Origin of the sequence: Bacillus sp. B15-48, from assembly GCF_016879755.1 — a bacterium.
In the GTDB taxonomy this organism is placed as follows: Bacteria; Bacillota; Bacilli; order Bacillales; family Cytobacillaceae; genus Mesobacillus_B.
In genome coordinates this window covers 36,465-60,790 of record NZ_WOFU01000003.1, presented here as the reverse complement: position 1 = coordinate 60,790, position 24,326 = coordinate 36,465, and the positions used below count along the sequence as shown (strand labels likewise).

General features: G+C 37.8%; 43 protein-coding genes, 1 tRNA gene and 1 pseudogene. 40 read left to right on the top strand and 5 right to left on the bottom strand.

From position 1 onward, the window contains the following. Positions 1-273: 273 nt before the first annotated feature. The 8 genes from GNT69_RS10795 (at position 274) to GNT69_RS10760 (ending at position 7,261) form a co-directional block, all read left to right on the top strand. Complete coding sequence (locus GNT69_RS10795; RefSeq protein ID WP_203554997.1) at positions 274-1,173, top strand: 4Fe-4S dicluster domain-containing protein; 900 nt, start codon at positions 274-276, stop codon at positions 1,171-1,173. A gap of 203 nt (positions 1,174-1,376) precedes the next feature. Beyond that, positions 1,377-1,865: a hypothetical protein gene (locus tag GNT69_RS10790; RefSeq protein WP_203554996.1), complete on the top strand. Its 489-nt coding sequence runs from the start codon at positions 1,377-1,379 to the stop codon at positions 1,863-1,865. Positions 1,866-2,043: 178 nt separating this feature from the next. After that, entirely contained in the window at positions 2,044-2,427 is a 384-nt protein-coding gene (locus GNT69_RS10785; RefSeq protein WP_203554995.1) for a hypothetical protein, read from the top strand. 264 nt (positions 2,428-2,691) lie between these two features. Then, positions 2,692-3,834, top strand: coding sequence for an acyl-CoA dehydrogenase family protein (locus tag GNT69_RS10780; RefSeq protein ID WP_203554994.1), 1,143 nt, complete (start codon positions 2,692-2,694; stop codon positions 3,832-3,834). 47 nt (positions 3,835-3,881) lie between these two features. Next, positions 3,882-5,267 (top strand): acetyl-CoA carboxylase biotin carboxylase subunit, encoded by a 1,386-nt coding sequence (locus GNT69_RS10775; protein WP_203554993.1) that lies wholly within the window; start codon positions 3,882-3,884, stop codon positions 5,265-5,267. After that, positions 5,254-5,466 carry an acetyl-CoA carboxylase biotin carboxyl carrier protein subunit gene (locus GNT69_RS10770; protein WP_203554992.1) on the top strand — a complete coding sequence of 71 codons (213 nt, stop codon included), beginning with the start codon at positions 5,254-5,256 and terminating at the stop codon, positions 5,464-5,466. Before GNT69_RS10775 ends, GNT69_RS10770 begins: the two co-directional genes overlap by 14 nt. Before the next feature lie 58 nt (positions 5,467-5,524). Next, entirely contained in the window at positions 5,525-7,051 is a 1,527-nt protein-coding gene (locus GNT69_RS10765) for an acyl-CoA carboxylase subunit beta (RefSeq protein ID WP_203554991.1), read from the top strand. A 136-nt stretch (positions 7,052-7,187) separates the two neighbouring features. Continuing rightward, positions 7,188-7,261: transfer RNA gene (locus GNT69_RS10760), tRNA-Arg, on the top strand. Positions 7,262-7,366: 105 nt separating this feature from the next. Here GNT69_RS10760 and GNT69_RS10755 read toward each other — a convergent pair. The 4 genes from GNT69_RS10755 to GNT69_RS10740 all read right to left on the bottom strand — a co-directional run bounded on the left by GNT69_RS10755 (position 7,367) and on the right by GNT69_RS10740 (position 10,209). Continuing rightward, positions 7,367-8,551, bottom strand: a complete 1,185-nt coding sequence (locus GNT69_RS10755; RefSeq protein WP_203554990.1) for a tyrosine-type recombinase/integrase — start codon at positions 8,549-8,551, stop codon at positions 7,367-7,369. Between the two features lie 71 nt (positions 8,552-8,622). Continuing rightward, complete coding sequence (locus tag GNT69_RS10750) at positions 8,623-9,285, bottom strand: hypothetical protein (protein ID WP_203554989.1); 663 nt, start codon at positions 9,283-9,285, stop codon at positions 8,623-8,625. Positions 9,286-9,338: 53 nt separating this feature from the next. Beyond that, a complete protein-coding gene (locus GNT69_RS10745; RefSeq protein WP_203554988.1) occupies positions 9,339-9,791 on the bottom strand; it encodes an ImmA/IrrE family metallo-endopeptidase in 453 nt (150 codons plus the stop codon). After that, positions 9,778-10,209 carry a helix-turn-helix domain-containing protein gene (locus GNT69_RS10740; protein ID WP_203554987.1) on the bottom strand — a complete coding sequence of 144 codons (432 nt, stop codon included), beginning with the start codon at positions 10,207-10,209 and terminating at the stop codon, positions 9,778-9,780. Before GNT69_RS10740 ends, GNT69_RS10745 begins: the two co-directional genes overlap by 14 nt. A gap of 166 nt (positions 10,210-10,375) precedes the next feature. Between GNT69_RS10740 and GNT69_RS10735 the strand changes: the two genes are divergently transcribed. The 29 genes and pseudogenes from GNT69_RS10735 (at position 10,376) to GNT69_RS25440 (ending at position 21,397) form a co-directional block, all read left to right on the top strand. Beyond that, complete coding sequence (locus GNT69_RS10735) at positions 10,376-10,600, top strand: helix-turn-helix transcriptional regulator (protein WP_203554986.1); 225 nt, start codon at positions 10,376-10,378, stop codon at positions 10,598-10,600. A 12-nt stretch (positions 10,601-10,612) separates the two neighbouring features. Then, positions 10,613-10,765, top strand: a complete 153-nt coding sequence (locus GNT69_RS10730) for a hypothetical protein (protein ID WP_203554985.1) — start codon at positions 10,613-10,615, stop codon at positions 10,763-10,765. Between the two features lie 4 nt (positions 10,766-10,769). Next, positions 10,770-10,958: a helix-turn-helix domain-containing protein gene (locus GNT69_RS10725; protein ID WP_203554984.1), complete on the top strand. Its 189-nt coding sequence runs from the start codon at positions 10,770-10,772 to the stop codon at positions 10,956-10,958. Positions 10,959-11,048: 90 nt separating this feature from the next. Further along, on the top strand, positions 11,049-11,315 hold the full coding sequence (locus GNT69_RS10720) for a helix-turn-helix domain-containing protein (protein WP_343206481.1): 267 nt from the start codon (positions 11,049-11,051) through the stop codon (positions 11,313-11,315). Positions 11,316-11,327: 12 nt separating this feature from the next. Continuing rightward, positions 11,328-11,543, top strand: coding sequence for a hypothetical protein (locus GNT69_RS10715; protein ID WP_203554982.1), 216 nt, complete (start codon positions 11,328-11,330; stop codon positions 11,541-11,543). Between the two features lie 171 nt (positions 11,544-11,714). Next, on the top strand, positions 11,715-12,251 hold the full coding sequence (locus tag GNT69_RS10710) for an HNH endonuclease (protein ID WP_203554981.1): 537 nt from the start codon (positions 11,715-11,717) through the stop codon (positions 12,249-12,251). A gap of 101 nt (positions 12,252-12,352) precedes the next feature. Continuing rightward, entirely contained in the window at positions 12,353-12,565 is a 213-nt protein-coding gene (locus tag GNT69_RS10705) for a YqaI family protein (protein ID WP_203554980.1), read from the top strand. 93 nt (positions 12,566-12,658) lie between these two features. Further along, positions 12,659-13,594, top strand: coding sequence for a YqaJ viral recombinase family nuclease (locus tag GNT69_RS10700; protein ID WP_203554979.1), 936 nt, complete (start codon positions 12,659-12,661; stop codon positions 13,592-13,594). An 11-nt stretch (positions 13,595-13,605) separates the two neighbouring features. Next, positions 13,606-14,400, top strand: coding sequence for a recombination protein RecT (recT, locus tag GNT69_RS10695; RefSeq protein ID WP_203554978.1), 795 nt, complete (start codon positions 13,606-13,608; stop codon positions 14,398-14,400). After that, entirely contained in the window at positions 14,397-14,567 is a 171-nt protein-coding gene (locus GNT69_RS10690; protein WP_203554977.1) for a hypothetical protein, read from the top strand. The genes recT and GNT69_RS10690 overlap by 4 nt, the downstream gene beginning before the upstream one ends. A gap of 2 nt (positions 14,568-14,569) precedes the next feature. After that, complete coding sequence (locus GNT69_RS10685; RefSeq protein WP_203554976.1) at positions 14,570-15,454, top strand: DnaD domain protein; 885 nt, start codon at positions 14,570-14,572, stop codon at positions 15,452-15,454. Between the two features lie 2 nt (positions 15,455-15,456). Continuing rightward, the gene (locus tag GNT69_RS10680) at positions 15,457-15,684 is read left to right on the top strand and encodes a hypothetical protein (RefSeq protein WP_203554975.1); all 228 of its coding nucleotides are present in this window, start codon (positions 15,457-15,459) and stop codon (positions 15,682-15,684) included. Between the two features lie 226 nt (positions 15,685-15,910). Further along, positions 15,911-16,168: a hypothetical protein gene (locus tag GNT69_RS10675; RefSeq protein WP_203554974.1), complete on the top strand. Its 258-nt coding sequence runs from the start codon at positions 15,911-15,913 to the stop codon at positions 16,166-16,168. A gap of 89 nt (positions 16,169-16,257) precedes the next feature. Further along, complete coding sequence (locus tag GNT69_RS10670) at positions 16,258-16,926, top strand: dUTP diphosphatase (RefSeq protein ID WP_203554973.1); 669 nt, start codon at positions 16,258-16,260, stop codon at positions 16,924-16,926. Then, positions 16,926-17,102, top strand: coding sequence for a DUF6011 domain-containing protein (locus tag GNT69_RS10665; RefSeq protein WP_203554972.1), 177 nt, complete (start codon positions 16,926-16,928; stop codon positions 17,100-17,102). Before GNT69_RS10670 ends, GNT69_RS10665 begins: the two co-directional genes overlap by 1 nt. After that, positions 17,074-17,460: pseudogene (locus tag GNT69_RS10660) on the top strand (DUF1064 domain-containing protein); the annotation flags it as partial. The gene GNT69_RS10665 and the pseudogene GNT69_RS10660, both read left to right, overlap by 29 nt. Positions 17,461-17,482: 22 nt before the next feature. After that, a complete protein-coding gene (locus tag GNT69_RS25870; RefSeq protein WP_275411197.1) occupies positions 17,483-17,614 on the top strand; it encodes a hypothetical protein in 132 nt (43 codons plus the stop codon). A gap of 13 nt (positions 17,615-17,627) precedes the next feature. Beyond that, positions 17,628-17,759 carry a DUF3983 domain-containing protein gene (locus GNT69_RS10655; protein ID WP_203554970.1) on the top strand — a complete coding sequence of 44 codons (132 nt, stop codon included), beginning with the start codon at positions 17,628-17,630 and terminating at the stop codon, positions 17,757-17,759. Then, positions 17,746-17,982 carry a hypothetical protein gene (locus tag GNT69_RS10650; RefSeq protein ID WP_203554969.1) on the top strand — a complete coding sequence of 79 codons (237 nt, stop codon included), beginning with the start codon at positions 17,746-17,748 and terminating at the stop codon, positions 17,980-17,982. Before GNT69_RS10655 ends, GNT69_RS10650 begins: the two co-directional genes overlap by 14 nt. Then, entirely contained in the window at positions 17,983-18,720 is a 738-nt protein-coding gene (locus tag GNT69_RS10645) for an NUMOD4 domain-containing protein (RefSeq protein ID WP_343206480.1), read from the top strand. Positions 18,721-18,749: 29 nt separating this feature from the next. Then, entirely contained in the window at positions 18,750-19,043 is a 294-nt protein-coding gene (locus GNT69_RS10640) for a hypothetical protein (RefSeq protein ID WP_203554968.1), read from the top strand. A 28-nt stretch (positions 19,044-19,071) separates the two neighbouring features. Further along, complete coding sequence (locus GNT69_RS10635; protein ID WP_203554967.1) at positions 19,072-19,251, top strand: hypothetical protein; 180 nt, start codon at positions 19,072-19,074, stop codon at positions 19,249-19,251. Beyond that, the gene (locus tag GNT69_RS10630; protein ID WP_203555481.1) at positions 19,236-19,403 is read left to right on the top strand and encodes a hypothetical protein; all 168 of its coding nucleotides are present in this window, start codon (positions 19,236-19,238) and stop codon (positions 19,401-19,403) included. Before GNT69_RS10635 ends, GNT69_RS10630 begins: the two co-directional genes overlap by 16 nt. A 67-nt stretch (positions 19,404-19,470) precedes the next feature. Next, positions 19,471-19,638, top strand: a complete 168-nt coding sequence (locus GNT69_RS10625) for a DUF3954 domain-containing protein (protein ID WP_343206479.1) — start codon at positions 19,471-19,473, stop codon at positions 19,636-19,638. Between the two features lies 1 nt (position 19,639). Then, complete coding sequence (locus GNT69_RS10620) at positions 19,640-19,963, top strand: hypothetical protein (protein ID WP_203554966.1); 324 nt, start codon at positions 19,640-19,642, stop codon at positions 19,961-19,963. A 101-nt stretch (positions 19,964-20,064) separates the two neighbouring features. Beyond that, the gene (locus tag GNT69_RS10615; protein ID WP_203554965.1) at positions 20,065-20,256 is read left to right on the top strand and encodes a hypothetical protein; all 192 of its coding nucleotides are present in this window, start codon (positions 20,065-20,067) and stop codon (positions 20,254-20,256) included. Then, positions 20,247-20,495, top strand: coding sequence for a hypothetical protein (locus tag GNT69_RS10610; protein WP_203554964.1), 249 nt, complete (start codon positions 20,247-20,249; stop codon positions 20,493-20,495). The genes GNT69_RS10615 and GNT69_RS10610 overlap by 10 nt, the downstream gene beginning before the upstream one ends. Continuing rightward, a complete protein-coding gene (locus GNT69_RS10605; RefSeq protein ID WP_203554963.1) occupies positions 20,492-20,941 on the top strand; it encodes a sigma-70 family RNA polymerase sigma factor in 450 nt (149 codons plus the stop codon). Before GNT69_RS10610 ends, GNT69_RS10605 begins: the two co-directional genes overlap by 4 nt. A gap of 297 nt (positions 20,942-21,238) precedes the next feature. After that, entirely contained in the window at positions 21,239-21,397 is a 159-nt protein-coding gene (locus GNT69_RS25440; RefSeq protein WP_203554962.1) for a BC1881 family protein, read from the top strand. On the opposite strand, the gene GNT69_RS10595 is transcribed toward GNT69_RS25440, so the two are convergent. Continuing rightward, complete coding sequence (locus GNT69_RS10595; protein ID WP_203554961.1) at positions 21,394-21,600, bottom strand: KTSC domain-containing protein; 207 nt, start codon at positions 21,598-21,600, stop codon at positions 21,394-21,396. The two genes, GNT69_RS25440 and GNT69_RS10595, sit on opposite strands and share 4 nt — an antisense overlap. Positions 21,601-21,714: 114 nt before the next feature. Between GNT69_RS10595 and GNT69_RS10590 the strand changes: the two genes are divergently transcribed. The 3 genes from GNT69_RS10590 to GNT69_RS10580 all read left to right on the top strand — a co-directional run bounded on the left by GNT69_RS10590 (position 21,715) and on the right by GNT69_RS10580 (position 24,317). Then, on the top strand, positions 21,715-22,158 hold the full coding sequence (locus tag GNT69_RS10590) for a hypothetical protein (RefSeq protein WP_203554960.1): 444 nt from the start codon (positions 21,715-21,717) through the stop codon (positions 22,156-22,158). A gap of 70 nt (positions 22,159-22,228) precedes the next feature. After that, the gene (locus tag GNT69_RS10585) at positions 22,229-23,050 is read left to right on the top strand and encodes a terminase small subunit (protein WP_203554959.1); all 822 of its coding nucleotides are present in this window, start codon (positions 22,229-22,231) and stop codon (positions 23,048-23,050) included. Further along, entirely contained in the window at positions 23,043-24,317 is a 1,275-nt protein-coding gene (locus GNT69_RS10580) for a PBSX family phage terminase large subunit (protein WP_203554958.1), read from the top strand. Before GNT69_RS10585 ends, GNT69_RS10580 begins: the two co-directional genes overlap by 8 nt. Positions 24,318-24,326: the final 9 nt, after the last annotated feature.

Sequence of the window (24,326 nt, the reverse complement as noted above, 5' to 3'; positions counted from 1 at the left end):
CTTTTGTGACGAATAAATTGGGATATTTGTAATTAAATGATATTCATTATCAATTTTCACTTTTTTGTAAAGAAGATATTAACAATAAGTGAAAGTAGTAGACACAAAAAAAAATAGAACAATACGAGTGCTATAATCTATGTAATTAGGAATGTGAATATACTCACATGTTTAAAGGGATTTACTCAGAAAAATTTCTGTTTATAGAAGATACAAAAGATAGTAAGGAATTCGTTAAAACCATAAGTTATTAAGAGGTTAGGGGTGATTTTGATGGGGATTCTTAGTAAATGGATAGAGAGTTTGGACTATGAATTAGAAATTTTAAATTCATGTACACGGCACCGAAGCCCTCGTTCTAGTTGTGAAAAATGTATAGAGTCTTGTATGGAAAAGGCAATCGTGTTAAAAAAAGGAAAGCCTGTGATTGATTTAGAAAAGTGTGTGGAATGTGGCGATTGTATTTCAGCTTGCCCTGAACAAGCTGTTGCGGGTATTTTTCCAAAGAGAACTATTTTTCAAAATCAACTAGTTGTGAGCGGAAAAATTCCAACGGTTAAGGAACTCCTATTGTTTTATAAGAAAGGGGTAAAAGGAGTAATTTATGAGCATTCCACTATTAGCGTTGAATTAGAACGATTAATTGAGGAAGCGAATATAATTTTAGAAAAACTTGGAGAGAAACCTTTTACTATTTCCTATCAAGCAATCGATAAGGCAGATGAAACTTTTTCACGTCGTGAGCTTTTTTCCTTTTGGAAAAAAGAGAGCCAATCACTTATGAAACAGGTCGCGCCGGCAAAATGGCGTTTTAATCATGAAGATTTAGATCAAAGCAAATACTATCCGGATTTCCAGTTTTCGACGATTAAGGTAAATCTTGATACATGTACATTATGTACAGCTTGTGAAAAGCTTTGTAGAAAAAGCTGCTTTGCTATTTCTGAAGAGGGATTTTTTATTTCACCGCAAGGTTGTTCCGCTTGCCAGTTATGTGCTGATGTTTGTCCGGAGAATGCGATTATTGTTGAGGAAACCATTTCACCGATCAGTAACACTCATTACCCAATTTATAAAAATACATGTCATGTTTGTAACAAGACCTATGAAACCTTGAGACCATCAGAAAATAATTGTGTATCCTGTACAAAACGTGAAGGGTTTTTAACATAATAATAACAATGAATCTCCTAGCATAGAGGCAAGGAGATTTTGTTTGTTTTCACGGAAACCTCTTTTTTTACAAAAAATAGGATAATAATAGGAAATTTTGAGGAATTTTGAAATTATAACAGGGTTTTAAGTCGTTTATGTTGAATAAGTTACTAGAAAATTAGCAATTGCAATTATCTCCATAGAAAAGGTAGGTATTATTAATGAGTATACGCTTTTTTGCTGACTACAAAAAATATATAGTCCCTCCATTGAATGAGCAAAAGGTTAGTGAAAAAGTTTTCGAACCTCACGATTTTTCCTCACATTATATTCTCACTTTATCCATTTTTGAACCAGTCATTTCTAATTGGGCGGAGGCTAGTAGACATGATATTGATGTCTATGAAAGCATTAAGCAAGTGTTAACGGATTTTAATGAAAAGTATTTTCAACGGTATCACCTTCAGTTGCTTGAATTAGAAGATGACAAGGCATATTTTGTGTTAGCGCTTTCGATAAGGGACAATATAGAGCGAGAGGTAGCGGAGAAAGAAATTGAAAAGATTATAGACAAAAAGATTTCTAATCCTTTTTATATTGGGCAATCATGGTATAAGTTTACGAGTGAAAAGGGTCGTGTTGAACGAAAACTTTTCTGTTTTTCATTTAAAGAATATACACTTCAACAGAATATAGGTATAAACGATTAATCATGCTGCCATGTGGCGGTTTTTTTTTGCAAGGAAATAATTTGTAAAAATATGATACCCATTTTCCGTTTGGCCTGGGGTCTGATGATGTGGTTCTTTATAGAAATATCTTTTTACAAGAATCATACGTTAAATATGTATATTCCTTGTCATGATAGGAAGAGGGGAGAGTGCAAAGATGGAACTAGAACGGCAAAAAGTCCTTTTATTAGCAACAAGTTTAAAAAACTTTGTTCATTTTGTTCATGATCGGTTTCATAAAAAGTTTGAGTCCATTTCGAATAAGGAAAAATTAATAAGGTTAAAATTATTAGTCGAGGAGTATCAATTTAAAACGATTGCAAATGAACTATTACGGCTAAATAAGGTAAGTTTTGATGAGCATCAAACACGCTTACTAATAGCTCGTTTTATTGATTCATTTCGACATGTAGTAGACTTTTTTGAACATAACAAGAGTGAGTTGTTCATTTTCTCGGGACGAATTTACACAATTGATGATTATTGTCATCTATTAACGAGTGAAGATCATTTCAAAGAGACTAGTAAAGAGGCTGAATAAATGTTCAGCTTCTTTTTTCTACGGGGTAGAATAGACAAATTGTATGAATTCATCTAATTTGGTGAATCATTCGCTTTTAAAAACGAGTTTGTTTATATGAATGAATCCATTGTTTTGTGAATACGATAGCTTCTAAAGGATCATATCATTAAATAAAACGTATTTAAAATATACTTTTTCTATATTCAAACTGAAATATCAATTTAAAAGGCAAATATTCTAAATAATCGTCCAACTTGCTCGGTAAGCAGAGGAGGAGACGCTGTGAATTTTGAGTTGACAAGTGAGCAGCTAATGCTAAAAGAAATGGTCAGTGAATTTGCCAAAAAAGAAATAAAGCCATTCGCCCGTACAGTCGATGAAACATCAAAGATGCGTTTCGAAACATTTGAGAAAATGGGGAAACTGGGACTTTTAGGAATTCCATTTCCTGAAGAATATGGCGGTGCTGGCGGAGAGACAATCTCCTATTGTATTGCCGTAGAGGAAATTGGGAAAGCGTGTGGTGGAACGGGTTTAAGTTATGCGGCGACTATCAGTTTAGGAGCAAGCCCTATTTATTATTTTGGAACAGAAGAACAAAAGCAAAAATGGTTTGTTCCAATGGCAAAAGGGAAGGCATTAGGAGCGTTCGGATTAACAGAGCCTAATGCTGGTTCTGATGCAGGAGGGACGAAGACAAAGGCTGTCTTAGAAGGCAATGAATGGGTGATAAACGGGGAGAAGTGTTGGATTACAAATGCTGGGTTTGCCCGTCAAGTGATTGTAACCGCTGTCACTGGGGAAAGAGAAGATGGTCGATATCTTGTTTCTGCTTTTATTGTTCCAACGAATACACCTGGGATGAAAATTACCTGTAACTATGAGAAGATGGGCGTTCGTGGTTCGAATACGTGTGAGATTATCCTTGATAATGTGCGTGTTCCAAAAGAAAATTTACTTGGTGATGAGAGAAAAGGGTTTAGTCAATTTTTATATACATTAGATGGAGGGCGTATTTCAATTGCAGCTTTGTCAGTGGGAATAGCCCAGGCCGCTTTTGAAGATGCCCTTAGATTTGCGAAAGAACGGCAACAGTTTGGTCAATCAATTTCAAAATTTCAAGCAATCCAGTTTAAATTGGCGGATATGGCTATGGAAATTGAATTGGCCCGTAATCAAGTGTACAAAGCAGCTTGGTTAAAAGATCAAGGGAAGCCTTTTGGCAAGGAGGCGGCAATCGCGAAATTATTTGCTTCTGAAGCAGGTTTTCGCATTTGTCACCAGGCAGTTCAAATTCATGGTGGTTATGGATATATGAGGGAATATAATGTAGAGAGGTATTTACGTGATATTAAATTAATGGAAATTGGTGAAGGAACATCTGAAATTCAACGATTGGTCATTGCACGCCATTTAGATTGTTAACAGATGTGTTAATCGTCTTCCTATAATTAGCGGAAGGAGCGATTCTTATGTTCTCAAAAATACTAATCGCAAACCGAGGTGAAATTGCATCCCGAGTCATTCGTACGTGTAAAAAACTTGGGCTACAATCAGTGGCTATTTATTCAGAAGCAGATGCAAATTCACCTTATGTTCGTGAAGCGGACGAAGCATATTGTGTTGGAAAATCGCCTGTTATGGAAAGTTATATGAATATGAACAAAATTCTATCTGTCGCTAAGGAAAGTGGGGTTGAAGCCATTCACCCTGGTTATGGGTTTTTGTCTGAAAATGCTACTTTTGCAAACAGATGTATAAAGGAAGGTTTTGTTTTCATTGGTCCTTCAGTAGAAGTTATCGCAGCAATGGGGGATAAAATTGAAGCGCGTAACAGGATGAAAGCAGCAGGAGTACCTATCATTGAAGGGCTTAATGCACCACTTGATTGTGAAGTGGATGCAATCGAAGCTGGGCGTAAAATAGGATATCCTTTAATGCTCAAAGCTTCCGCAGGGGGAGGGGGCATTGGGATACAACTAGTTCATTCGGAAGAAGAGCTGCTAAAGCATTTTATTGCTTTGAGAAAAAAAGCAGAAACTTTTTTTGGTGACAGCAGTTTATTTTTAGAAAGTTATATTTTGGATTCCCATCACATTGAGGTACAAGTAGTTGGGGATAAACATGGGAACATTCTTCCGCTTTGGGATAGAGAGTGTTCGATTCAACGGCGGAACCAAAAGGTCGTGGAGGAAGCTCCTTCTCCTTTTATTAGTGAAGAAACACGAATGAAAATGTTAGATGCTGCGATAAAAGCTGCTAAATATATAGGGTATTACAATGTTGGAACAATTGAATTTTTAGTTGATAAAGATGAGAATTTCTTTTTTCTTGAAATGAATACGAGATTACAAGTAGAACATCCAGTTACGGAAGAAATAACAGGGATTGATTTAGTGGAAGAGCAATTAAAAATTGCTGCGGGTGAACAGCTTTCTTTTACAAATGAGGATATTCAACGAAAAGGACATGCGATTGAAGTGAGAATATATGCAGAGGATCCACAGACATTCTTTCCATCTCCAGGAAAAATTACTGAGTTTATCTTCCCTGATGGGGAAGGGCTTCGAAATGAATTTTCAATAGAGATAGGTTCACAAATAACACCCTTTTATGATCCGATGATTGCTAAATTGATAGCTTGGGGTGAAACACGCGCACAAGCATGTGCGCGGTTAATAGCTGCGCTAGAACGCTATAAAATTACTGGAATTAAAACAAACATCCCGATGCTGCTTAAAACGGTTAGTCACAAACAATTTTTGGCAGGAAATACAACAACAAAATTTGTAGATGAATATTATTTACCAATGGTACTCTCTCATAACGAAAGGAGAAAGGAAAATGGTAAAAATTGAAGCTGGGATGGCAGGGAGCGTTTGGAAAGTATTAGTAAAGGAAGGCGATGAGGTAAAAGCAGGGCAAGAAGTTCTTATTCTTGAGTCAATGAAAATGGAGATTCCGGTAATTGTCAATGAAACGGGGGTTGTAGCAAGGATTTTTGTTCAAGAAGGAGATTTTGTCAATGATAGTGATGTAGTTATCGGATTAGAATAATTTAGAAGGAGTAAAGGATTTGTAGGATCTTTCGATTGTGAGAAAGGAGGGCATATAAATGGCAGAATCCCATCAAGAGGAAATTAAAGAGAGGATTTTACAAGGAGGACATGAGAAATATCACCAAAAGAATCATGAACAAGGGAAAATGTTCGTCCGGGACCGTTTAAAGGTATTATTTGATGAAGGTTTACAAGCTGAGGATGGAATGTTGGCGAATGTACTAGCAGGGGATTTGTCTGCTGATGGGGTTGTTACTGGAATCGGAAAAATACATGGACGCCCAGTTTGTGTAATGGCAAATGACTCTACTGTTAAGGCTGGATCGTGGGGGAAAAGAACAGTAGAAAAAATCATCCGCATTCAAGAGACAGCAGAGAAGTTAGGCTATCCGATGATTTATCTAGTGGACTCTGCAGGGGCAAGAATTACCGATCAATTGGAAATGTTCCCAGGAAGACGAGGGGCTGGACGGATTTTTTATAACCAAGTAAAATTGTCGGGGAAAGTGCCGCAAATCTGTCTTCTCTTTGGACCTTCAGCAGCTGGAGGCGCCTATATTCCAGCATTTTGTGACATTGTAGTTATGGTTGATGGCAATGCATCGATGTATTTAGGTTCACCAAGAATGGCGGAAATGGTTATTGGTGAAAAAGTAACACTTGAACAGATGGGTGGCGCAAAGATGCATTGCACGATTTCTGGGTGTGGAGATGTGCTCGTTGAAAATGAACAAGAGGCTATTTCTTATGCACGAAAATATTTAACGTATTTTCCGAACAATTATAGTGAAAAACCAGCTAAATCAGAAGCGGTTTTCCCTGCAAATACTGAAAAAACGATTGAGGATTTAATCCCTAAAAATCAAAATGCCCCATTTGATATGTATCATTTGATTGAGAAAATCATTGATAAGGATTCTATGTGTGAAATTAAAAAGTTATTTGCGCCAGAAATAATCACTTGCTTGAGCCGAATCAATGGGCAACCTGTCGGTATCATTGCGAATCAACCGCGTGTAAAAGGTGGAGTATTGTTTCATGATAGTGCGGATAAAGCGGCGAAGTTTATTAACTTATGTGATGCCTATCATATCCCGCTATTATTCCTTGCTGATGTACCGGGGTTTATGATTGGGTCGCATGTTGAAAAAGCAGGGATAATACGGCATGGTGCAAAAATGATTGCAGCGATGAGTGAGGCGACCGTTCCGAAAATGACTGTGATTGTCAGGAAAGCTTATGGTGCAGGATTATATGCGATGGCAGGTCCGGCATTTGAGCCAGATTGCTGCTTAGCTTTGCCGTCTGCGGCAATTGCAGTTATGGGGCCTGAAGCGGCTGTCAATGCAGTCTATGCAAATAAAATTGCGGCCTTGCCAAAGGAAGAACGAACGGTATTTATTGCCGAAAAACGTAAGGAATACCAAGAAGATATTGATATTTATCGACTTGCTTCTGAATTAATTATAGATGATATCGTTGAACCTAATCGTTTACGTGAAGAATTGACAGCACGCCTTGAACTATATATGTCCAAGTATGTCGTGTTTACTGAACGAAAACATGGAGTTTATCCAGTTTAGGTGCAAAAAACAGTCCTGTTTCCAATTCATCTCATGAATGGCTAGTTTTTTAAGATAAAAAACTTTCTTTTGCTAGTCTCTCTTTATTCTTGAAATAAATTAGGAGCAAGCTTATAATAAATAAGTCGTTATTTAAGTCCCAGTAGCTCAGCAGGATAGAGCAACAGTTTCCTAAACTGTAGGTCGGGGGTTCGAATCCCTTCTGGGACGTTACTGAAACCCTTGTGTATCAAGGGTTTCTTTTTGTCTTGTCGTTGCTGCACTGTACCCAAATTAAGAAAATGGGGCAGGGATGGGGCAGGATTTGAAAGAAGGTTATTTTTCAGATCCTTTTTTTGAAAAAAAAGAATCAAAATGATTTGCTGCAGCTTGGTCGGCTTCATATAGAACATGGCCATAAACATTCATGGTTGTAGAAATGTCAGCATGCCCTAATCTTTCCTGAATAACTTTTGGATGTACACCTGCATTAATTAAAAATGTAGCAGAAGTGTGCCTTAACTCATGAAATCGGATATGCCTTAATTTATACTTTGTAGTAAACCTTTTCCACCACTGGCTAATACTGTCTGGTCGAATAGGTTTTCCAAATTCATTAGCAAAGATAAAAAAGTGATTCGGCCATTGGTTCATATCGCCAACCAACAATTTTTCGTGAGATCTTTGTATTTTTAACTTCTTTAGCATTGCAACTACATGATCGGGGATGGATACTTTTCGGTTACGTTCATTCTTTGTAGTTTTGAGCCTAACACCTTCGCCAACAACTTCAGTTAATGATTGTTCAATGTCGATAGTACCTTTTTCAAAGTCAATATGCTTCCATTCGAGTGCGGCTATTTCACCTTCGCGCGCACCGGTCGCAATAGCTAATAAAATAAGCACCTTCCAATGGAATGGTTTTTCCTCCAAACAGGATAAAAGTTTCGAAACCTCTTCATCCGAGTATACATCTGATTTTTTTATCCGTACTTTCGGAGGTTTAACCCCAACTGCAGGATTTTCTTTTATAAGTTTCCACTCTGCTGCCCTTGACAGAACATTATTAAATGCTCGATAACAATTGGCAATAGTAGAAGGTGAGAGGGATCCTTCTTTCCCATCAAGTCTCTTGCCATCCTTTTTTAGATCGTTCATGAAGTTTACGATATGAATAGTTTTTAAGTCTGCCAGCTTCATATGTCCATATTTTGGCAGCACTCGTTTTTCCATGATGTTAATGTAATTCTGTCTTGTATCCGGTGTTAGATTATTTGAATCATTAGCATACTTTTCAAGCCATTCTTTTTCAAAAAAACGTGATAAGGTCATTTTTTCCTCAATTTGCACATATTGACCCTGCAATATTTCAGCTTCAAATAAGGTTAGAAGTTTCCTTGCTTCTGTTGGATTTTTCGCTTTGACCGTTTTTCTTTCCCTAATCGGGGTGCCGTCTGATTCATAACCAATGACAACGCTAAGACGGTAACTGTTTTTACCTCGCTTCTCGATACTTGCCATTATAAACCCTCCAATACAAGAATGTATGTTCTGTTTCGGTTTAAAAAGAAAAGCCCAAAAAGTAAGGGCTATTAATTATTAACTTCTATTACGTGTTTAATATCATCTCCGACACTGTCATAGTTGTTATTTGACGGCCCATCGATACGTATTTCAATACTTTCGAGTTCATCGACTGTTGAGTTTTTCAAAATGTAAAAGTTATAACCTTCGTGGCGAACTTGACCCAAGTATTTGCCATCAATATATTCTGATAAAAACATATCAGAGTCTAATTGCTCTTTTGTGTTAGTAATGGCAGTTGCTTGACCAAGATAGAAATTTATATCTTCTTCAGAAGTGTTTTCACCAGACATTTTAATGGTGAATCCATGAACCACATCACCTACTTCTGCATCAAATAAGGCTGCAGTTGCCTCTGTTTTTGGCTCAAGTTTCTTTAACTGTATACCACTTATAGTGTACTCCATTGGACCGGAAGTACCTTCAATACCAAGCTCTTTGTTTGTGTATGTATTAGTAGCTTTTAATTGATCATCTTCCTGTACATCTTCGTCTGTGACTACTTCTTCGTTCTCCTGTGTATCTGTTTGATTAGTTTCCGATTCACCTTCATCTTTGTTTCCTTGTTCAGTTGTTTCTGAATCGTCACTGATACTTGTTGCATCTGAACCACAAGCCACCAAAGCAATACTGAGCAACCCTAGTAACAGCAACCTAAATAGTTTCTTCATTACTCGACTCTCCCTTTTATGTATTTGTAAAATGGGCGCATACCCAATATTACCTAAGAAAATATACCTATTTTTTGTTTAAAATTTTTTAACTGTACCACTTCTTCAGGAATACCATATGCTGTAGCCATTTCGTAAATGGTAGAATGATAGTTTTCGTGAACTATTCTATCTGGTACTAACAACTCAATAGCAAAAGTATTCGCTTCTTGTTCAATTCGACTAGTAGAATACAGTGTGTTTTTTCTTAAGAATGGTGTGTTAAGTCTAGGGTGTAGTTGTGAGTGCCCAAATTCGTGGGCACATGTAAATTTTTGCAGTGGATCATCGAGGTTGCGGTTTATGAAAATATACTTATTGCGCTTGTCGTATTTATAGAACCCATTAATTTCTTCGTGAAGATCCCAATGGATCACATTAACGCCCATATAGTCAGCCAACTCAAAAGGATTATTCGTTTTATATTTTTTAGTTATAGCTTGTACAATTTCTTTAATCCTGGTCATCTTCATTTTTCCTATATTTCTTAGGAATGTATTTCTTATTAATCCTTTGTGTTTGGCGAAATGCGTATTCCATTGCTTCTAATAAAGATTCTTTTGCTTCTTCGCTCATGGGCTCACCAGAGAAAAGAAGGCCGTCTTGCTTCGATAAGTCTTTTCGAAATTCTTCTAGACGTTTGGCGATGTCTTTTTCGTCTTTATCTAAAAAAGTTGAGGAACTTGAACCTTTAAGTAAATAATCTGTCGTTACTTCAAACATTTCTGCTAATTTTTGAGTCGTTGCATGATCAGGTTCTCGTTTACTTTTTTCGTTTTCGTAATAACCATAAGCCTGTCGAGTTATACCAAGCTTATCAGCAACATCTTGTTGAGTGAGTTTCTTGTCCAACCTTAATTTTTTTAATCTGTTTTGAAAACTCATAGAATAATCCCCTTAAAAAGCTCGCTTTAACTGAATTATACAGCAACAAAAAGTTGCTATAAACAAAAGTAACGAAAAGTTGCATAAATGTATTGACAGAAACATTTTGTTGCGTATAATAAAAAGTATAGAGAGCAACAAAACGTTACTTATTGGAGGTGACTATATGAGAACTTGGTTAGCGAAAGCTCGTAAACAGAAAAAATTTACTCATCAACAGGTTGCAGATTTAACCGGGATCAAACGTCAATATTATGGAATGATTGAAAACGGTGAGCGTACACCCAGTGTAGAAACCGCAAAAAAAATTGCTGAAATATTGGAATTCGAATGGACGCTTTTTTTTGAAAATAAAAGCAACAAAACGTTGCATAAAGTAATAACTGCCTAAGGAGGCAACGCCATGAACCTCAACCAGAAACTCATCTGGGCAGAAGTAAAGCACAAGGTTCTCGAGTCAGCTGTCATGATTTCTGACGGATACGCTGCTGATGATGTGATTGCAAAGCTGATGGAAGTGGTTGAACTTCTCGAAAACACAGAACCAAGGGGGTGAAAACTTGGAACGTAAAACTATTACTGCCCAAGAGGCAGCTGATTATATCGGTGTTCACATCGACACAATTTATACAATGGTTCGCCAGAAAGAGATTCCGCACGTTCGGGTTCGCCGACGAATTCTCTTTAATCGAGAAACAATCGATGCCTGGATGCGCCAACAAGAAGAACAAAGCTGTGAGGCTATATAGGGATTCTCTTAATCTAGTTCCTTCATCTATTATTTTACGGTCATCGAGGTTGCTTTAACATTCCAAATCGGAATAAAGGGGGTGATCAAAGTGAAATTCGGCGCGGTGTTGAAAGCGTGTCGAATTCGAGCAGGAATCAGTCAGGAAGATTTAGCAGCAAGGTTATACATCAACCAGTCGGACGTTTCGAAATATGAAACAGACCGAAAAGAACCAACAATGTCATTGTTTCAAGCTTGGATGTCGAACACGCAAACCCCTGAAATTGCCGTTGCTTTTTTATACGGTATGGACGGGATAAGCATTATAACGCAATTGCTGCCACTTTTGGGGTTGGGATTAATCAAACTGTTTTAAGGGGTGTTAAATATGAACTCTAGTGAAAAACCGAAAAATTATCTGTTTGTTGAACCGATTGTAACCGGAAGAGAAATGGTCGAAGTACTTGTGAAAGGTTTGGGAAGGTCTTTAACTAACCAGGAGATTAAAACGATACATTGGTTAAGTAATTGTGAATATGAAACAAGAGGCGTCATATTGGATTTGTTTAAAGAATTAGTAGAAAAGAGGGAAGAAAACGAATGAAAATTACTGCTGGAGAATGGCTTAAATTGTCCCAAACAGAAAAGTACTTTTTGCTTAGAAATAAAACAAAAAAACAGTGAGCTCTACCAAAGCCCACTGCACAGAATCAAACACTAACCTCAATTAAATTAATTTTATCATCATTTAGATGATGCGGCAAGGGGGGGTACCTTGAAAAACAGGTATGAAATTCGCGGTGATGTCACTGTGATTTTCATCGATAGCAAGAAATACGGTAAGATTGAAACTTTAATTAACACCGATGATTTAGAGAAGGTTAAAAAGTTCCCTAATACTTGGAGGGTGACTTATAACGAGGTGGTTCAGAACTTTTATGTGCAAGGCAGAATATACTCGTACAAAAAGGAAAAAACAGTCCCTTTACACAGATGGGTTATGGATCCTCCAGATGATTTAGTTGTTGATCACATTAACTTCAATACTCTAGATAATCGTAGGGAAAATTTAAGAGCTGTTACGCACCTGTTTAATATACAACGCTCTAATCCAAACAAACCTATACCAAGGTCTAATAAGGCCCGAAAACCAAAGAAACCAAGGGAAAGAAGAGGGACTGGGGTTTCGTGGCACAAATCCAAAGATAAATGGATTGCTTATATACAAGAAAACGGGAAACAAAAGTACTTAGGTTATTTCAAAAACAAAGAAGACGCTTTAAATGCAGTTGAAGCAGCGGCGAAAGGTTAGTTCGTTTTCGCCGTCATGATTCGGGGATATATCCTCCCATTTTCCTTCCCCTTCCCCCGAATCATGACGGTGCAAATGATGCGCTAGAAAGGAGGGATACCATGAGTGATCATCCAGTGATTGAAAGAATCGAAAAAACAGGTTATTCAGATAACTTACAAGAACAGTTGGAACATTGGGGGAATGACGTTTTTGACGATGAAATCTTGGAAGGTGACGATGTTGTATTTGATGGTGGCGAGGTTATTCTCCGAAGCAATCTAGAAGAATATCTTTCCGAGATGTACGGATTTAAGTTTCAAACAGCAAAATAAAAACTCCTGCTGCAACAGGAGTGAGTGACTTGAAAATATTTTATTGCTTATAGTTTACCACAAAACTTATTAAACGGTAAGAGGGAGGACGTTATGGAAGCTAAGGTATTAACTTCTACAAATGAATTAAGTCGTAAAGATTGGTTGGAAGCTCGAAAAGTCGGAATAGGTGGATCGGACGCTGCTGCCATTGCAGGGTTGAACAAGTGGAAATCACCGATTGGTGTTTATTTAGATAAAATCGGACAGGCACCAGGTGAAGATATAGCAGGAGAAGCAGCATACTGGGGTAACGTCATGGAAGATATCGTTGCTCAAGAGTTTTCTAAACGTACCGGATTAAAGGTAAGAAGAAGAAATGCCATGCTTAAACATCCTGAATATCCTTTCATGTTAGCTAATGTAGACCGTTTAATTGTTGGTAAGAAAGAAGGTTTGGAGTGTAAAACCGCATCGGAATACTTAAAAGATCAATGGAAAGACGAAGAAATTCCAGCTTCATATCTTCTTCAATGCCAGCACTATATGGCAGTTACAGGATACAGTGCGTGGTGGATTGCAGTCTTAATTGGTGGGAATAAATTCATTTACAAAAAAATCGATCGTGATGAAGAGTTGATTGAATATCTAATCGACATCGAAAAGAATTTCTGGGAAGAACACGTTTTGAAACAAATCCCACCTGCTTTTGATGGGTCTGACGCTTCAAGTGATTTACTGAAAGCTTTATATCCAGAAGCTATCCCAGACACCGAAATCACATTGCCGCCGGAAACTAGCACCGTGTTAGATGCTTTGGATCAAGTCAACGATGAATTGAAACAGCTTGAGACCCAAAAGAAAGAGTATGAAAACAAAATCAAAGCGTTAATGGGAGAAAATGAAAAGGCTATCGCTGGGGACAGGTTAATAACTTGGAAGTCTATTATATCCAACCGTTTTGATAGCAAAAACTTTTCCAAAGAGTATCCAGAACTTCACAACAAATATACTAAGCAATCAAATTACCGTCGCTTCACAGTGAAATAAGGAGGATAAAAATGGCTACAAATGCAGATGTCAAAAATCAGTTAGCGAATAAAGCAAATAACAAACCAGCAGCCTCACCAGCAACAACTATAGCTGCCTATCTAAAGAAAATGGGCCCGGAAATTGAAAAGGCATTACCTAAACATATGGATGCGGATAGACTCGGAAGGATTGCACTAACCACAATTAGGACAACTCCTAAACTACTGGAATGTAATGTACCGTCATTAATGGGAGCAGTTATGCAAGCGGCACAACTCGGTCTTGAGCCAGGATTGATTGGACACTGTTATATCATCCCATACGGTAAAGAAGCTACTTTCATCATTGGATACAAGGGAATGATTGATCTTGCTAGGAGATCTGGACAAATCCAAAATATTTATGCTCATGCAGTTTATGAAAATGATGAATTTGAGTACGAGTTAGGACTTGAACCTAAACTTATACACAAACCAGCGACTGGTGAAAGAGGAAAAATGTTATATGTCTATGCTGTTGCTCATTTTAAAGACGGCGGATACCAATTTGAAGTAATGGACATGCAGGAAATCGAAAAACGTAGAGGTCGTTCTAAAGCTTCTAAGAATGGTCCGTGGGTTACAGATTTTGAGGAAATGGCAAAGAAGACAGTGATCCGTCATATGTGGAAGTATTTGCCTATCAGTGTAGAGATTCAACAACAAGCTGTACAAGATGAAGTGATAAGAAAAGATGTAACAGCTGAACCTGAATTTATCGAAATGGAACCAATCGAAGAAGAAAAGCCTCATGTACTTGAACAAGGTGAGATTGATTTTGAATGATTGTCGGTGAGTTTAAAACAAATGTCCTTCTGCCTAGGTGGGTTTTTGACCAGGCAGAGGACAAAGAACATTTAAAAAAGCTTGTACTTCATTATATGCAGCGGTATCCAGATTATGTCGTAAAAAAGATTAAAAACGGAATGGCGGTTTGTGAGAGGAGGGGATAGCGATGAACTACATCAAAGAAATGAATGCATTCTATGATTGGCTCGAACTAAATGAACTATCACCATCAGCAATTAATTTATGGTACGCACTAATGCACATAAATAATAAGGCTGGATGGGTAGAAACATTTACGGTGGCTGAATCGGTGTTATGCGTCAAGACAGGATTAACAGATCGCACCCTCCGAAAAGTTAGAAATGAGCTTAAACAAAAAGGTCGAATCGATTTTACTTCTCGCAAAGGAAAAGCGCCTATTTACAATATTATCTCCTTTTATAGTACGGAAAATAATTCCGAACTCAAACAAAGTTCGGAAAATAATTCCGCAGATAGTTCCGGAGTTAGTTCCGCACTTCGTTCCGCAGATAGTTCCGGAGTTAGTTCCGCATTAATTAAACATAAACTAAACGAAACTAAACTAAACAAAAAAAATAAAGAAGAAGCTGCCACCTTGGAAAATCCATTCGCTTTTTACGAGCAAAATGGGTTTGGGGTAATTGGCGGTCATATCTCCCAAAAAATTGCAATGTGGTGTGACGATTTATCTGATGCACTTGTCTTAGAAGCTATGAAAATAGCAGTTGAACGTTCAAAGGTTAATTGGGCTTATGTAGAAAGCATTTTAAGAGATTATGCCCAAAAGAATATCAAGACCGTTGAACAAGCGAAAGCTGCCCAACTAGCCTTTAAAGAGCAGCAATCAAGACAAAAGAGTAAACCTAGACAAGGACAAGTATTTGCTAGAAAAGAGTCATTACCTGATTGGTTTGAACAGCAAACGAGTAACCAAACACATGGGACAACTGATGATTCTGACTTTGACTTTGAAAAAGAAAAGGCAGAATTGGAAAGGGAGCTTATGGAATTTAAAAAGAGGGAGGCTTAAATTTGGGAATTCTACGCGATGCAATGAAACTCAAGCCACGGGTGAAACGGAGTTCTCCAGCTGCAATCAAAAGGCAGATTGTCCTTGATGAATTGATAGCGATGAATGTCACTGTCACCAGAGAAGGCGAACTAATCGAGGAACTAAGCTATGAACGACTTAAGGAAGAATTAGTCCTCGCCTCTTTTAGGCAGATTGATATTCAAAATGATCAAAATAAATGGTTTTGAAAGGGGAAATAAATATGAGCAATGTAAAATCAGTGGCTCACTGTCCGCATTGTAAAACGTTTGGCACTGTTGTTGGTGCGAAGGGCAAGTTTGTAACGATTGAATGCCCTAAGTGTGAAGTCAAATGGAGAACTTTATCAAAACTTTGTAAACACTGCGGAAAGCCCAACGGATTCGCTGTTGAAGGTGTTTGCAGAACCTGTTACGTGGAAAGGTATATGTCGTCATGAGAGGGAAATCCCGAGCGAATTTGTATCTAGCAGCAAGGAAAAACAGAGTGATTGTACTCGAGGATATGGATTTTCTCTGGGATGAACCGGAATTGAATGAATTAGCTGATTTATGGGAACGAGGTATTAGCATAAAGCAGATGGCTTATCGGTTTGATCGAGAGGATCCAGACGAGGTTATTCTGGCATTGCTGCATCTTGCTCGAGAAGACAGGATTAGAAGGAGAAAAGGAGGTTTGCTCCTTGGAATTTAGAAAAGCGAATTTAAGTCAACTGCTATATATAGCACGATTTACGGAGTTGAGGCTGGATGCGCTCTTAGAATTTGATTGGAGGATAACTCATGGATTTAGAAAAAATGTTGCAGATGCAAAAAGAGCTGGATGACAGAATTATCAAAGAAAAAGGGCTGGAAGGACAAGATTTGTTTCCTAATACAGTTTTAGCTTTGCAGGTGGAACTAGCTGAATTTGCAAACGAAGCTAGATTCTTCAAACATTGGAGCGACAGAAGAGAGCCTAAATACGGGCGAGAAGCGTTAATAGACTGCCCAAAATGTCAAGGTAGAGGATTTTGGTTCTCTGGAAATAGGGTTTTGTGTGGAAAATGTAATGAAACTGGAAAAGTCACAAATCCACTTTTAGAAGAATACGTCGATTCGGTTCATTTCTTCTTATCTATCGCCAATCAAAAAGGTTGGCAAGATGCGTTGTTCATCTCATCCGAACCTTTTTTTGAATGTGCTGAAGAAATGCAAAAAGAAGGCAAGGGAAAATATCTATCGGATACGTATTTGGAAATGATTTATTTCTTGATGAAATCTTATATGGAGGTAAATCCAGAAAATAAAAAAATAGCAGGGTTTCAGATTAATGTTTATCATTTTCGTCTTGCATGGAGTTTGTTTATGACAATTGGAATCGTTGGTTTTGATTTCACACCAGCGCAGATCGAGGATGCGTACTTTACTAAAAATGCTGTGAATCATCAGCGCCAGGAGAGTGGTTATTGATGAACTGCCCCGTATGCAATCGCCCGTTAAAAAGTGCAAAAAGTATTTCGAAAGGTATCGGACCTGTTTGCGAAAGGAAACTTGAAAAGCTGAAAGATAACGCTGATGAAAATCAGTTGAAAATGGAGCTTAAGGAAGATGGAAAGAATGTCTTACAAAGAATATCGCAAGCCTAAAAAACGTTCAAAGTATGGCAATAAGAAAACGGTTGTTGATGATATAACCTTTGATTCCAAAGCAGAGGCGATTTACTACAGCCAATTAAAATGGCTTAAGCAGGCAAAGCAAATCAAAGATTTCAAACTTCAACCTAGATACATACTCCAGGACGGTTTTAAGAAGAATGGTAAGACGTTCAGAGAGATTTCGTACATTGCCGATTTTGAAGTAATTAATTTGGACGGCAGTACTCAAGTAATTGACATCAAAGGGGCCGTTACTAAGGAATTTGCAATCAAAAGAAAGCTTTTTGAGTTTAAGTTTATGGATTCTATCACTCTTTTAAAATACGAAAATGGTCAATTCGTGGAAATTTAATATAAGAAGGTGAAACCGAATGCGAAGAAAAAGACAATTTCACTGGGTTGCACTAACGAAATTAGAAAGAGGCCTAAGAGTCGTGATTTATGAACCCTTACGAAAAAAGGAAATTGCCCATAAAGTAAAGCAAGGCTGGAAAGTTGTTTAAGGGAGTGACGATTATGGCGAGTTTAAAGAAAAAGAAAAGGCGCAAAGCTATTTTTCGCAGACAAAAGGAACTGGCTAAAATTGAATTAGATAAGGCTTGGAGGAGAATCTTTGTGAAGGCTGGTGTGCTGCGTGGGGACGCTTAGGAAAATTAAAAGAGGGATGCAATCACCATCTCCTTTGACTCGACGACAACTCGAACCGATTTACAATCGTGGCTTTGATGACGGTGCAAAGGCTCAGCGAGAAGCTGATATTAAATATGTTGTTCAGCTCATGGAAGATGTAGAAGATATTCCGGGTGTCGGGAAGGTTACGGCTGAAAAATTACGCGAATATTTCAAGATAAAGTTGGAAGGGGGTAATTAGGTGGCTAATAAAATTGTATATCTCTATGACCCTAGGACGAACATATCAACTCCGACCACTTATAAGGAAATAGAAGCTATTACGGGAATGTCGTTATCAAGCTTACCCTCTTATAAGTCAAAAGGAATTAAATTAAAGGGAATTGATTGTTATATCACTGATGAAAATGTAACGGCCCAAAAGCGAAAGGTTTGGTATGAAAAAGAAACCTACCCAGATGAAGCATGGAAAACAATCAAAGGTTCTGATGGACAATTTTTAATATCTAGTTATGGCAGGGTGAAACGTGTCTATAAAACCACCAAAAAGTTTTTGCTGCCTTTCAGAAAAAAAGGTCAAGGGAATTTATTGATTAAAGTTAGGTTTAACAACAGGTATGGCACATATAAGGTAGGTCATTTAGTAGCAACTCATTTTATTAGAGGATTAAAGCCTGGTGAGGCCGTTGTTAGAAAGAACGGTATTATCACGGATGACTATGTAGCTAATTTGAGGATATGCAGCAAACAAGAACTCGGAAGAATGACGGCTTATAAAGCAAAAAGTAAAGAAGTGGTCCTGTTAGATCCTGAGACCAATGAAGTGATAAATGAGTTTCGTTCGGCAAGAGAGGCTGGGAGAAAAACTAATTTCAGTTATCAAGCCATAACGGACCGTTGCAATAAAGTCTACCCATACAAAAATAATGAATTTGTTTTCATGTGGTCAGAGGACTATGAAAGATTGATGAGTGGTTGACCAAAATTGTGACATAGGAGGAATGAAAAATGGATGTTATTAAACGTTATCTAGAACAGATTGAAACATTTGCTTTAATGTACTTTCAAACAGGTGACGAAAGACATTTTGAGAAAGTAGAAACAGCTAAGAAAAACGTTATAGGAGAGTTTGAGGAATTAAAACAAGCTATGAATTTAGCAAGTAAACAGGCTTTTGAATATATGCGGTATTGGGAAAAATCAAAGAACGAAAATGAAAAATTAAAAGCTATGATTAAAGAAGGTATAACATTTGAGGACTTATATAATCCAGATAATGAGATAGACCCTCAATGTAGATGATTCACAGTTCGAACAGGAGGTACAGAAAATGGATAAAGAAAAGCCTGTGGAATTAGAAAATGTAATTATTTATTCAGATATTGGTTTGGGTGGAAGATGTCCAGTTTGTGGTGGATTAAACTCAATTAATAATGAAAAATGCACAGATTGTGGTCAATTGCTAAGGAAGAAAAGAGTGAAGGAGGCCATAATATGCACGGAAAAATAACTACTTGGCAAATGACCGAAGAAGAGCGCCTGGCTTATATAAAAAAACATCCTATAAGACCAACAAAACATAGACGCTCTAGTTCGATTGATTTAATTGATTACCAATGGCGCGGGAAAAAAGCTAATGAATCTAGATATAAACAAAAATAAAAAAGCCGGGAATCCCGACCTTAGATAAATATTGGATACATTTATTCTAACACAGGGAGGGTTCCAGGTGGACATAAAAAAAGCTGAAATTGATTTGACGAATAATAAAAAAATTTACGTTGTAAAGGACGGTCAATTGATTGTGCACGATCTCCCTGATTATGGTGAAACGTTAATCGTGACATTAGGAGGAAAGGTTGACCGTTTGGAAACGACGGTGAAACGGAAGGTGTAGGATGGAACAGTTAACTTTATTCAAAGATGATTTGTTTCTCGACGCAAGTTTACTTGAACATTGTATGTTATTACAAGAAGAGTTAGAGAAATTTTTCGATATTCGTCTTAGGAAAAGCGGATTCAGAGTGTTGGCTTTCCATGTAAAAGACAAAGAAAAATTTATTGCTAGAATTGGTGGCAACATTTTCTTCTGTCAGTTACAAAATAAAAGAATTGAATACATAAAATCCTTTCATGGAAATGGAGATAAATTATATAAATGGGTTTCTTATTTGAATCGAAATAATGAACATGTGGATTTAATGAATTTAAAATGCTATTGAATTAGCCTAACGGAAAAACCGAGGGCATGAATCAAACATTGCGAGCCAATCGTGATGGGATTCGTGCCCTCTTTTCATTTTATCCAAAAGGAGTTGAGAATATGAAACCATCATTTCGAGATCAATTGAATGAATGGAACAAAACACATCGAGTGTCTACTCCTAAGAAAAAGAAACGTCGTCAGAATGAACAGAAGCCTAAACTAGAGCGTTTAAGTGAATCGGATATAAAGAGTCTCATGGGGATGGGGAATCGTGGATTAAGACGAGGAAAAGGCGGTGCATGGAAGTGAATGAAGCATGGAAAATTATAAAAGAATCATTTGCTGAATTGGCAGAGGAAATTGTAGAGAAGATGGAGCGAATAAAGGAATTATTCGATTCCGTGGACGATCAGCGCAATGAATATATAGAGTGGCGCAATCAAAAGGAACACATGCGGGCTTCGTGGTTTGTTCCAGCTGATACAAGGATACAAAGTCAGGTTATTAATAACAAGCCCCGGAACATCGTTAGGAAGGTGATTAAATGATTAATATCACAACTTTAATTCGTGATTACCGAATGATGAAGCGTGAAATTTCTAGGCTTCAAGGTATTCTTTACGGCAGATCTATCCCTATGCGGTCTTGGGGTGTAGCGCAATATGGAGTTGAGGCATCGATGCCAAAAGGAAACTCCAGGAAAAGTCAGTCAGAATTAAGAGATATGGATATTCGGGAGCAAAAACAGATTCAGAGATTGAGAGAATATGAAAGAAAAGTTTATGCTATTGAGTCGGCTGGGGATTTTTTAGATCGTGAAATATTGAAAATCTGTTACGACTGCATGCTGGAAGGGATGACAAGAAAACAGATTGCTATTCATTTGGAATTGTCTATTGACTCGGTCGATAAACTGCGGCAAGAGATTAAGACTCAACTCGGCTCTAATACGACTTTTTCCGAACTTTTGCATGGAGAAAAATTTGCGGTGTAAAATGGGAGGGAGGTCGGCGCGGCAGTTAACAAACTGTTTTCACCTTTCCTCCTCCGACGGTGGATGCGGAAACATCCCCCAGACAAAACCTTCGTGCGCTTAGGTATCGAAAACCTATGCGCTATTTTTATTTCTTGTAAACAGGAACCAGTAAGCCATGGTAAACAGCACCCTTTCAAGGTGATGGCTGACAGCCTGTTGTCGTGATTGGTTCTTGTTTAGATGGAATAAAATTAATGAATAAATTGAATACGCTTTTGGGTAATAGGACACAACAACTATAAAGGAGTGATATTCGTGGAACAGTATTCAACAGTGGAACTATCTAATGAATTAGTCGAAAGAGAAGGTATTTCGCATATCAAAGTAGAACCATATGAAAAAGTAACATTAACTACCGGTCAAGGAGAACGGGAATTCACTGGACCGGTAATTATCATTATTAATCAAGATTAAATTCTTCTGTATCGATAAGAGTCTTTAATATAACGGGCATGATAACTTCCTTTTGAACCTGCATTCATCAAGCCTTGGTAAATATGACTTGGTACATCAAAATAATCATATGTGCCATTATGAAATTGTATTCTCAAGGTTTGAGATGGTGAATCATACCCAACTGCAACTAAGTTTGAAGAACTTACATATTGCATATTCATTCTTTTCACCTCCTTATCTACAAAGTTCAACAATAATTAGGTAAATCCTCTTACAAATTTGAAGGTTATCTATCCTTTTTGTCGAATAAAGTAGGCTAAAGGGAGGTGGAAACTATGAAATATCATGAATTATTGACTATGTTGCGTGAAAACATGCACCCAGAATGTTGGGTGAGTAGTCGCGATAACGAGGGTTTATACACGTATACACTTAGGGAAAATGTTGGGGTTTCTCTTGTGGAGCTACCTCAAGAGGAAGATAGTAAGGTTTCAAATGAATTTACGGAGAGGTTTATTAATGAATCGGCATACTTAAGGTATTATTCACTTAAATATAACGGCTCAACGGTAAAGAGTGTACTGTTATTTTTAGTGGATGGAGGAAGGGCATTTATCCCATCTCCTAAATTGATAGACAAAAATTATATACACGACGATGATTTGATAATCAGTGTCATAGTCGATCGGCTAGTATTCGACTCACGTTATGAAAGTGAAGATACAACAAGGTATTTGGACCGAGCTAAACTGGCTTATCAAAAGAGTATAATAAAATGATTGTTGTAAGCATCCTTCGGGGTGCTTTTTCTTTTGTATAAAAAAATTGTGGAGGTGGCGGTGATGTGACATGCCTAATTGGGATGAGATAAGGCGAGAGTATGAGTCATCAAAGATAACACTCGTTGCCCTGGCTGAAAAATACGGTGTCAAAATTGGCACCTTAAAAAGTAGGAAAAGCCGGGAAGGTTGGTCGAGGGGTTCTCCTAAAAAGGATGCAACCAAAAGGAAAAAGGTTGCAACCGTGGAACCGGTGATTGAAAACGATAGTTTGAATGACAAGCAAAAACTATTTTGCCTTTATTACCTCAAGTATTTTAATGCCACAAAAGCTTATATGAAAGCATATGGGGGAGATAGAAGCACAGCCGAATCAATTGCTTATAGAGTGATGGCGAATGATGGTGTTAAGGAGGAAATAGAACGTCTTAAACAAGAACGATTCAGCGGCATCTTGCTAGATGCTCAAGCTGTACTGCAGAAATACATCGACATAGCCTTTGCTGACATAACAGATTTTGTTGAGTTCGGTCGTGAAGAGGTGACTGATGATCTAGGGAACCCTTTTGAAATCAATGTAGTGAAATTCAAAGATGCAGCAGAGGTTGATGGGACCCTAATTACTGAAGTGAAGAAAGGAAAAGATGGTGTATCCGTCAAGTTGGCTGACAAAATGAAAGCATTAGAATTCTTGTCTAAGTACACAAATCTCCTTTCCGAAAACGACAGGAAGAAGCTGCAGGATGAGAAACTTAAAGCTGAAACAGAATTTACACAGCAACGCTCTAAACAGATTAAAGGCACCCAAAAAGATACTTCTATGCTGGATGCACTTGTTGAAGGTCGAAAACAGTATGAGCAGATGATAAAAGAGCGTGAGAAGAATGAGTAAGAATATCGTTTTCTCGCCTAAACAGCTGGAAGTCATATATCGTCCGTTTGATTACACTTTTGATGTATTAGAAGGAACTCCAAGAAGCGGAAAAACAACAGCAGGCCATTTTCGGTATGCTGATTATTTGACGTGGACCAGAGATACCAACCACCTAATTACAGCTTATAACCAGGAGCAGGCCTATCGCTTATTTATCGACGGTGATGGCACAGGTTTAATGCACATATACGGGGATCTTGCAGATATAAAACATGATGAACATGGCTCCCACTTGCAAGTTCATACACCAACCGGAATTAAGAAAGTGTATTACAAAGGTGGCGGTAAATCGAATAGTGTTGGTGCTATTACAGGTATGTCTTTAGGTAGTGTGGTTTTTTGTGAAATCAACCTACTGCACATGAGCATGATACAGGAATGTTTTAGACGTACTTTCGCTGCTCGAGATCGGTACCATTTAGCCGACTTGAACCCCCCAGCTCCGAACCACCCTGTTATTAGTGAAGTGTTCGAAGTTCAGAATACACGATGGACACATTGGACCATTCAGGATAATCCGATTATCACAGAAGAGCGTAAACAGGAAATCTATGAAACATTGAAAAAGAATCCTTACCTTCTGGACCGCGACTGGTTTGGTAAACGAGTAATGCCTGAGGGTGTTATTTATTCCATGTTTAATCCTTCTGAACATCAAATACCAACGTTGCTTGGGAAACCTTATGAACTCTATTTTGTTGCAGATGGCGGTCAAAGCGATGCTACTTCTTGCAGCTGTAACATTGTTACTCGCTACGGGGACAAATTCCGATTGAATCGCGTGGCTAACTATTACCATTCCGGTGCTGATACCGGTCAGGTGAAGGCTATGAGTACTTATGCAACTGAAATAAAACAGTTTATGGAATGGTGTATTAATAAATATGAAATGAAATATACTCATGTTTTTGTGGACCCTGCTTGTAAATCGTTGCGGGAGGAATTACACCAAATTGGTATCCAAACAGATCGAGCAGACAATAATGCTTCCGATGCTAAAAAACAAGGTGGGGGAATAGAAACTGGTATTGAGAGGTTCCAGAACTCCATGACAAATGACCAGTTTTTCTTAGTGGATACGAATAAATACGATCATTACAACTTTGTTAAAGAAATCGGTATGTATGTTCGTGATAACACTGGAAATCCAATTGATGAATGGAATCATGCCATGGATGAGGCTAGATATGCGAACAACTACTTCTATAAACAATATGTACTATAAGGCGGTGAG

Coding starts and splice junctions, on each gene's coding strand:
- GNT69_RS10610 (WP_203554964.1), top strand. CDS start 20,247: ATGGAAGTGAATGAAGCATGGAAAATTATAAAAGAATCATTTGCTGAA.
- GNT69_RS10775 (WP_203554993.1), top strand. CDS start 3,882: ATGTTCTCAAAAATACTAATCGCAAACCGAGGTGAAATTGCATCCCGA.
- GNT69_RS10675 (WP_203554974.1), top strand. CDS start 15,911: ATGAGAGGGAAATCCCGAGCGAATTTGTATCTAGCAGCAAGGAAAAAC.
- GNT69_RS10595 (WP_203554961.1), bottom strand. CDS start 21,600: ATGAATATGCAATATGTAAGTTCTTCAAACTTAGTTGCAGTTGGGTAT.
- GNT69_RS10585 (WP_203554959.1), top strand. CDS start 22,229: ATGCCTAATTGGGATGAGATAAGGCGAGAGTATGAGTCATCAAAGATA.
- GNT69_RS10785 (WP_203554995.1), top strand. CDS start 2,044: ATGGAACTAGAACGGCAAAAAGTCCTTTTATTAGCAACAAGTTTAAAA.
- GNT69_RS10755 (WP_203554990.1), bottom strand. CDS start 8,551: ATGGCAAGTATCGAGAAGCGAGGTAAAAACAGTTACCGTCTTAGCGTT.
- GNT69_RS10640 (WP_203554968.1), top strand. CDS start 18,750: ATGGATGTTATTAAACGTTATCTAGAACAGATTGAAACATTTGCTTTA.
- GNT69_RS10795 (WP_203554997.1), top strand. CDS start 274: ATGGGGATTCTTAGTAAATGGATAGAGAGTTTGGACTATGAATTAGAA.
- GNT69_RS10750 (WP_203554989.1), bottom strand. CDS start 9,285: ATGAAGAAACTATTTAGGTTGCTGTTACTAGGGTTGCTCAGTATTGCT.
- GNT69_RS10590 (WP_203554960.1), top strand. CDS start 21,715: ATGAAATATCATGAATTATTGACTATGTTGCGTGAAAACATGCACCCA.
- GNT69_RS10715 (WP_203554982.1), top strand. CDS start 11,328: ATGAACTCTAGTGAAAAACCGAAAAATTATCTGTTTGTTGAACCGATT.
- GNT69_RS10580 (WP_203554958.1), top strand. CDS start 23,043: ATGAGTAAGAATATCGTTTTCTCGCCTAAACAGCTGGAAGTCATATAT.
- GNT69_RS10670 (WP_203554973.1), top strand. CDS start 16,258: ATGGATTTAGAAAAAATGTTGCAGATGCAAAAAGAGCTGGATGACAGA.
- GNT69_RS10665 (WP_203554972.1), top strand. CDS start 16,926: ATGAACTGCCCCGTATGCAATCGCCCGTTAAAAAGTGCAAAAAGTATT.
- GNT69_RS10635 (WP_203554967.1), top strand. CDS start 19,072: ATGGATAAAGAAAAGCCTGTGGAATTAGAAAATGTAATTATTTATTCA.
- GNT69_RS10730 (WP_203554985.1), top strand. CDS start 10,613: ATGAACCTCAACCAGAAACTCATCTGGGCAGAAGTAAAGCACAAGGTT.
- GNT69_RS10790 (WP_203554996.1), top strand. CDS start 1,377: ATGAGTATACGCTTTTTTGCTGACTACAAAAAATATATAGTCCCTCCA.
- GNT69_RS10705 (WP_203554980.1), top strand. CDS start 12,353: ATGAGTGATCATCCAGTGATTGAAAGAATCGAAAAAACAGGTTATTCA.
- GNT69_RS10655 (WP_203554970.1), top strand. CDS start 17,628: ATGGCGAGTTTAAAGAAAAAGAAAAGGCGCAAAGCTATTTTTCGCAGA.
- GNT69_RS10770 (WP_203554992.1), top strand. CDS start 5,254: ATGGTAAAAATTGAAGCTGGGATGGCAGGGAGCGTTTGGAAAGTATTA.
- GNT69_RS10740 (WP_203554987.1), bottom strand. CDS start 10,209: ATGAGTTTTCAAAACAGATTAAAAAAATTAAGGTTGGACAAGAAACTC.
- GNT69_RS10615 (WP_203554965.1), top strand. CDS start 20,065: ATGAAACCATCATTTCGAGATCAATTGAATGAATGGAACAAAACACAT.
- GNT69_RS10765 (WP_203554991.1), top strand. CDS start 5,525: ATGGCAGAATCCCATCAAGAGGAAATTAAAGAGAGGATTTTACAAGGA.
- GNT69_RS25870 (WP_275411197.1), top strand. CDS start 17,483: ATGCGAAGAAAAAGACAATTTCACTGGGTTGCACTAACGAAATTAGAA.
- GNT69_RS10685 (WP_203554976.1), top strand. CDS start 14,570: ATGAACTACATCAAAGAAATGAATGCATTCTATGATTGGCTCGAACTA.
- GNT69_RS10605 (WP_203554963.1), top strand. CDS start 20,492: ATGATTAATATCACAACTTTAATTCGTGATTACCGAATGATGAAGCGT.
- GNT69_RS10630 (WP_203555481.1), top strand. CDS start 19,236: ATGCACGGAAAAATAACTACTTGGCAAATGACCGAAGAAGAGCGCCTG.
- GNT69_RS10745 (WP_203554988.1), bottom strand. CDS start 9,791: ATGACCAGGATTAAAGAAATTGTACAAGCTATAACTAAAAAATATAAA.
- GNT69_RS10690 (WP_203554977.1), top strand. CDS start 14,397: ATGATTGTCGGTGAGTTTAAAACAAATGTCCTTCTGCCTAGGTGGGTT.
- GNT69_RS10700 (WP_203554979.1), top strand. CDS start 12,659: ATGGAAGCTAAGGTATTAACTTCTACAAATGAATTAAGTCGTAAAGAT.
- GNT69_RS10620 (WP_203554966.1), top strand. CDS start 19,640: ATGGAACAGTTAACTTTATTCAAAGATGATTTGTTTCTCGACGCAAGT.
- recT (WP_203554978.1), top strand. CDS start 13,606: ATGGCTACAAATGCAGATGTCAAAAATCAGTTAGCGAATAAAGCAAAT.
- GNT69_RS10735 (WP_203554986.1), top strand. CDS start 10,376: ATGAGAACTTGGTTAGCGAAAGCTCGTAAACAGAAAAAATTTACTCAT.